Here is a 5677-nt window from a genome sequence, read left to right on the forward strand (position 1 = left end):
GTCCCTTTTGCAGGTTTCGAGAAACCTGCAAAAGGGACTGTCCCCAATGCAGGTGAGATTCAAGGAGAGAAGCTATGAAGACCCCGCAACACTTCGAGACCCGTTCGCAGGCGGAGACCATCGCCGTGGGGGAGAAGCTCGGCCGTGAGCTCGCAGCCGGCGACGTGCTCGTGCTCACGGGCGACCTTGGCGCGGGAAAAACGCAGCTCACCAAGGGCATTGCCGCCGCGCTCGGCTGCGAGGGCGACGTGACGAGCCCGACCTTCACCATCGAGATGGTCTACGAGGGCGGCCGGCTGCCGCTGTATCACTTCGACCTGTATCGCCTGGATGACCCCGCCCAGCTCGAGGACATCGGCCTCTACGATGTGCTTGGCGCCGACGGCGTGTGCGTCATCGAGTGGGGAGAGCAGTTCGCAGACGAGCTCGGCGACTACACGAGCGTCCGCGTGACCCGCCTCGACGACGCCGCCCCCGGCGAGGAGCCCCCGCGTGCCATCGACGTCGAGTAGCGCCGCAAGCTGCGGACAAAGGGGCTGTCCCTCTGTCCGCAGATTGCGGGGTGGACTAGCAAAATAGTAAAAATTCCCTATTGATAATAACTCTCAATAAGCTATAGTTATCTCAGCAAGCAGGAAAACCCGAAACCTAGCCGCTGAGGAGGTCTGATGGCCGCGCGCAACACCGTCCAACGCTCGATCGTGCTCGATGCGCTGCGTCGCCTGGCCGACCACCCCACGGCCGACGAGGTCTACGAGGCCGTCCACGCCGAGCACCCGAGCATCAGCAAGGCGACCGTGTATCGCCTGCTCAACAAGCTCTCCGAGGACGGCGACGCTCTCAAGGTCAAGATCAACAACGGCGCGGACCACTTCGACCACAACACGTTTGCCCACTACCACGTTCGCTGCACGGTCTGCGGGCGCGTGGACGACGTGATGGTCCCCGTGCTCGAGGGCATCGAGGCCGACGCGTCCGAGGTCTCGGGGTATAAGGTCTCCGGGCACTCGCTGCAATTCGACGGCGTCTGCCCTGCTTGCCAGAAGGCTTAGCTCTACCGGTCGCCTGGGGAGGCGGCCGCGCAGCATAAGGCGCGGGCTGAGGGGCCCGCCAAAGAGAGAGGAATCACCATGGACAAGTGGGTCTGCAAGGTCTGCGGTTACATCTACGAGGGTGAGGAGCCGCCGGCGGAGTGCCCGGTCTGCCACGCTCCGGCCAGCCAGTTCCAGAAGGTCGAGGGCGAGCTCGAGCTCGCTGCCGAGCACGAGTACGGCGTGTACGGCGCCCAGGTCAAGGACAACCCGAACATCTCCGACGAGGACAAGGCCTACATCCTCGAGCAGCTCAAGGCCAACTTCACCGGCGAGTGCTCCGAGGTCGGCATGTACCTGTGCATGGCCCGCATCGCGCACCGCGAGGGCTACCCGGAGGTCGGCCTGTACTGGGAGAAGGCCGCCTACGAGGAGGCCGAGCACGCCGCCAAGTTCGCCGAGCTCCTCGGTACCGAGCTCGAGCCTAACATGAAGGCCACCACCAAGGATAACCTGGCCTGGCGCGTCGACTGCGAGTTCGGCGCCACCGCCGGCAAGGTTGAGCTCGCCGCCTGCGCCAAGAAGAACGGCCTCGACGCCATCCACGACACCGTCCACGAGATGGCCCGCGACGAGGCTCGTCACGGCAAGGCTCTGAAGGGCCTGCTCGAGCGCTACTTCGGCTAAGGTATATGGCGTCCAAGCAGCACAAAAGCGCTGGTAAGAAGGTCAAGCCCTCGGGGCCCGCCGCAACGGCGGTGCTCTGGGGGCTCGACCCTTCTTTTGGCCAGGCGGCCAGCGAGAAGGGCGAGGCCGTGCGCGAGGTGCTGCGCGAGCTCGGCGTGCGCGTGCGCGTGGCGGCGCCGGCGCGGCTGGGCGACGCGGCCGGCGCGTTCGCGGGCCTCGTCGGGTACCGGCCGGCGTTCACGGACTATGCGGGGCCTCTTCCGCAAGGGGAGTTCGTGCTTCTCTGCAATTTAAATAACGCGCAGGTAGACGGGTTTATCGCCGGGTGCCGAGAGGCTGGGTGCGTCGTCGGCGCCAAGGCCGTGCTCACGCCGGCGAACCGCAGCTGGCCGCTCGTGCGCCTCATCGAGGCCGTGTCCGCCGAGCACGCGCGCATGAACGGCTGACCGGACAAGGGGACAGTCCCTTTGTCCGCTTCCCGCGCGACCCGCGGGCGGCGCTACACTAGAAGGGTTGAATCCAGCAGCAAAGGATCGCCCATGAGCACCCAAACCGTTCTTGCTATCGACACCTCGACCGATATGCTCGCCTGCGCCGTCGGGCGCGTCGGCGACGCCGGCGTCGAGCTTCTTGCCGCGCGCGACCACATGTGCCGCCGCCAAGCCAACGTCGAGCTCGCCACCACGTGCAAAGAAGCGCTGGTAGAGGCCGGTCTTTCGATGGCCGACGTCGACGCGGTGCTCGCCGGCCGCGGCCCCGGCTCGTTTACCGGCGTGCGCATCGGCATCGCCACGGCCAAGGGCCTGGCCTGCGGCGCGGGACTGCCCCTCTTCGGCACCTCGGCGCTCGACTCGATGGCTTGGTCGGCGCACGCGGCAGGCGTCCGCGGCGCGCTCGCCGTTCTCGGCGACGCCATGCGCGGCGAGGTCTACCCGGGCATCTACCAGCTGGACGACGCCGGCGCGCACCGCACCTTTACCGCCGAGACCGTGGTCAAGGCCGACGTCGCCGTGGCCGACCTCGCCGCCCGCGCCGACGCCGCCGAGCTCACGCTTTCCGGAAACGGCCTGGTCAAGTACCGTGCGCGCTTCGAGGACGCCGGCTTTGCCGCCGCGCAGTTCGCGCCTGAGGACGCTTGGTGGCCTACCGGCGAGGGCCTTCTTCGCGCAGCCGCGGAGGCCGACGCCTTCCACACGGCCCCTGCCGGCGGCGCCCTCGGCGACCCCGCCCTCGTGCTGCCCATCTACACGCGCCTTTCGGACGCCGAGGAGACCGAGCGCACCCGCCTCGGCCTCAAGGTCCCCGCAACGGTCGAGCTCACCGGCTGCGACGACGCGCTCGCGGGCATTCACCTGCAGCTTCGCCCCATGACCGTCAACGACGTGCACGCCGTGGCCGAGCTCGAGGCCGAGGTCTTCGCGGGCGCGAACCATGAGCCCTGGCCCGAGCACGTCTTCTACGACGACCTCAACGAGCGCGGCCACATCTGGTGGGTCGCGCACGACCGCGGCCAGATCATCGGCTACGCCGGCGGCACCGTCGTGGCCGACGAGCTGCAGGTCGCAAACGTTGCCACCGCAGCCGGCCGCCGCCGCGAGGGCGCGGCCGCCCGCCTGCTCTCGCGCGTGGCCTACGATGCCCAGATGCTAGGCGCTACCTGGGCTTCATTGGAGGTCGAGGTGGGCAACGCCCCTGCCGAGCGCCTCTACGAGAAGCTCGGCTTTACCGAGGCCGGCATACGCCCCAACTACTACGGCGCCGGCCACGACGCTCGCATCATGCGCGCCGACCTGCCGCTCGCCGACCTTTCCTCCGACGTCGACCACGACCCGGCGCCGCGCGCTTCCATCCGCCCGTGGCCCATCGAGGCGGCGCCGCGCACCGCCGAGGCCGCCGAGGCCATCGCCGCCGCCGGCCCGCTCATCCTCTCCATCGAGTCCTCCTGCGACGAGACGGCCATGGCCGTGACCGACTCCCACGGCGTCGTGTGCGCAAGCGTCGTGGCCACCCAGATCGACTTCCACGCGCGCTTCGGCGGCGTCGTGCCCGAGATCGCCAGCCGCAAGCACACCGAGGCCATCGTCGGCGTCTTTGAGGAGACGCTCGCGCAGGCGGGCGCCCACTTCGGCGTCGACACGCTGACGCCTTCCGACCTCGCGGCCGTCGGCGTGACGGCGGGGCCGGGCCTCGTGGGTGCGCTCGTGGTGGGCGTCGCCTTTGTCAAGGGCCTCTGCGCGGCCGCTGACCTGCCGCTTATTGCCGTGCACCACCTTGAGGGCCACCTCATGGCCAACCTCTTCGAGACGCCCGGCCTGGAGCCGCCCTTCGTGGCGAGCCTCGTCTCCGGCGGCAACACCATGCTCGTGCACGTGCGCGCGTGGGGCGACTACGAGGTTCTCGGCGCCACCATCGACGACGCGGTGGGGGAGGCCTTCGACAAGGTGGCCAAGGCGCTCGGCTTGGGATACCCCGGCGGCCCCGTGATCAGCAAGCTCGCTGCCAGCGGAAACCCGTGCGCCATCCACTTCCCGCGCGCCATGATGCACTCCGGCGACTACAGCTTCAGCCTGAGTGGCCTCAAGACCGCCGTCATCACCTACATCGAGGGCGAGAACCGCGCCGGGCGCCCCATCAACCTGCCCGACCTCGCTGCGAGCTTCCAGGCCGCCGTCGTCGACGTGCAGGTGGCCAAGGCCAAGACGGCCGTCGAGCAGACCGGCGTGGGGGACATCTGCATCGGCGGCGGCGTGGCGGCAAACCCCGCCCTGCGCGCGGCCTACGAGAAGACCTTCTCCAAGATGGGCGTCCGCGTGACCGTGCCGCCCATGCGCGCCTGCGGCGACAACGCGGCCATGATCGGCATCCCGGCCTTGCGCAGCTACCTCGCCGGTAACACGGCGCCGCTCACCCTGGACGCGGCCCCCAACGCGCCTCTGGGCACCTGGTCCACCCCCGACGCCCCCGTGCCTCCCACCTGGGAGCGCTAGGAACTCGAGCGCTACCTCAAGCCCGAATAGGGTACAGTGTGGGTACCCGTTCAAGGAGGGACCATGGCAACAGCGCTTGTGAGAAACGTAGAGGGCAAGTACCGCACCAGCGGCGAGACCAAGGACCGTGCGGCCGAGGTCTATGCGCGCTGGGGCCTAAGCCTGTCCGACGCAATCAACGTCTTTCTCGTTAAGTCTGTCGAGGTCGGGGGCTTGCCCTTCTCGATGAGGCCCGACGCGCCGTCCTATGACAGCCTTGCTACTCGGGCTTACAAGGCCCCGCTGAACGATGAGGGCGTGCCTGTTCTTCCTGCTGACTGGGACGACGATGACGACTGACGCCGCTCCCCAGATCTGGGAGGTGTGGCATGCCCGCTTTGACTACCAGGAGGGCAGGGGCTACAAGTTCCGGCCGGTTATCGTGGTCGGAGCTCGCGATGACGGCACGCTTGTGATGATGGTCACGAGCTCGACGAACAAGCTCCATATGAAGCATGACTACCTGATTCAGGACTGGCAGAGCGCCGGCCTGGTGAAGCCCTCGATTGCTCGCGCGGACCGAATTGCCGAGATTCCGGCCAGCTACCTTGGAACCGCTGGCCGCCTGGGTCGCCTGTCCGAGCGAGACGCCGCCGCCATAGCCAGGATTCTCGCCGAGATACAGACTGAGGAATAAGACAAAGGGACAGTCCCTTCGTCCACTCCGACGGCCCGCGGACACGTTTCGCGGGCCGTTTTTTGCCCCGCGACGCCCTCGCTGCGCTAAGTATGCAATCAAATTCGGGTTTGCTGAGTAGCCAGAAAATCGCCACTTCGTCTACCTGCGGTTTTGCTACAGACGAACCCCAGTCTACTCGGCAAACCGGATTTTGATTGCATACTTGCGAACATTTGCCTCCGCGCCGCCCCCATGCCGTCGCCGGCGAGCGCCCGTCGCGGCCCAAATGGAGTAGAGTTGCGTTCACGGCAACA

General features: G+C 67.6%; 7 protein-coding genes. All 7 read left to right on the forward strand.

The window, feature by feature from the left end:
* The first annotated feature begins 74 nt into the window (after nucleotides 1-74).
* The 7 genes from tsaE (at nucleotide 75) to U5709_RS07975 (ending at nucleotide 5381) form a co-directional block, all read left to right on the forward strand.
* Nucleotides 75-512, forward strand: coding sequence for a tRNA (adenosine(37)-N6)-threonylcarbamoyltransferase complex ATPase subunit type 1 TsaE (gene tsaE / locus U5709_RS07945; RefSeq protein ID WP_321973153.1), 438 nt, complete (start codon nucleotides 75-77; stop codon nucleotides 510-512).
* A gap of 156 nt (nucleotides 513-668) precedes the next feature.
* Entirely contained in the window at nucleotides 669-1052 is a 384-nt protein-coding gene (locus tag U5709_RS07950) for a transcriptional repressor (protein ID WP_321973154.1), read from the forward strand.
* A 78-nt stretch (nucleotides 1053-1130) separates the two neighbouring features.
* On the forward strand, nucleotides 1131-1718 hold the full coding sequence (locus U5709_RS07955; protein WP_321971293.1) for an NADH peroxidase: 588 nt from the start codon (nucleotides 1131-1133) through the stop codon (nucleotides 1716-1718).
* A gap of 5 nt (nucleotides 1719-1723) precedes the next feature.
* Entirely contained in the window at nucleotides 1724-2164 is a 441-nt protein-coding gene (locus tag U5709_RS07960; RefSeq protein ID WP_321971292.1) for a DUF3783 domain-containing protein, read from the forward strand.
* Between the two features lie 93 nt (nucleotides 2165-2257).
* Complete coding sequence (tsaD, locus tag U5709_RS07965) at nucleotides 2258-4705, forward strand: tRNA (adenosine(37)-N6)-threonylcarbamoyltransferase complex transferase subunit TsaD (RefSeq protein ID WP_321973155.1); 2448 nt, start codon at nucleotides 2258-2260, stop codon at nucleotides 4703-4705.
* Between the two features lie 63 nt (nucleotides 4706-4768).
* Complete coding sequence (locus tag U5709_RS07970; protein ID WP_321971290.1) at nucleotides 4769-5044, forward strand: type II toxin-antitoxin system RelB/DinJ family antitoxin; 276 nt, start codon at nucleotides 4769-4771, stop codon at nucleotides 5042-5044.
* On the forward strand, nucleotides 5034-5381 hold the full coding sequence (locus U5709_RS07975) for a type II toxin-antitoxin system PemK/MazF family toxin (RefSeq protein ID WP_321971289.1): 348 nt from the start codon (nucleotides 5034-5036) through the stop codon (nucleotides 5379-5381). Before U5709_RS07970 ends, U5709_RS07975 begins: the two co-directional genes overlap by 11 nt.
* Nucleotides 5382-5677: the final 296 nt, after the last annotated feature.

The organism is Paratractidigestivibacter sp. (genome assembly GCF_963660155.1).
GTDB lineage: Bacteria > Actinomycetota > Coriobacteriia > Coriobacteriales > Atopobiaceae > Paratractidigestivibacter.

What these genes read in the sequence shown, in the direction of transcription:
- tsaE (WP_321973153.1), top strand. Translation starts at nt 75, where the DNA reads ATGAAGACCCCGCAACACTTCGAGACCCGTTCGCAGGCGGAGACCATC.
- U5709_RS07950 (WP_321973154.1), top strand. Translation starts at nt 669, where the DNA reads ATGGCCGCGCGCAACACCGTCCAACGCTCGATCGTGCTCGATGCGCTG.
- U5709_RS07955 (WP_321971293.1), top strand. Translation starts at nt 1,131, where the DNA reads ATGGACAAGTGGGTCTGCAAGGTCTGCGGTTACATCTACGAGGGTGAG.
- U5709_RS07960 (WP_321971292.1), top strand. Translation starts at nt 1,724, where the DNA reads ATGGCGTCCAAGCAGCACAAAAGCGCTGGTAAGAAGGTCAAGCCCTCG.
- tsaD (WP_321973155.1), top strand. Translation starts at nt 2,258, where the DNA reads ATGAGCACCCAAACCGTTCTTGCTATCGACACCTCGACCGATATGCTC.
- U5709_RS07970 (WP_321971290.1), top strand. Translation starts at nt 4,769, where the DNA reads ATGGCAACAGCGCTTGTGAGAAACGTAGAGGGCAAGTACCGCACCAGC.
- U5709_RS07975 (WP_321971289.1), top strand. Translation starts at nt 5,034, where the DNA reads ATGACGACTGACGCCGCTCCCCAGATCTGGGAGGTGTGGCATGCCCGC.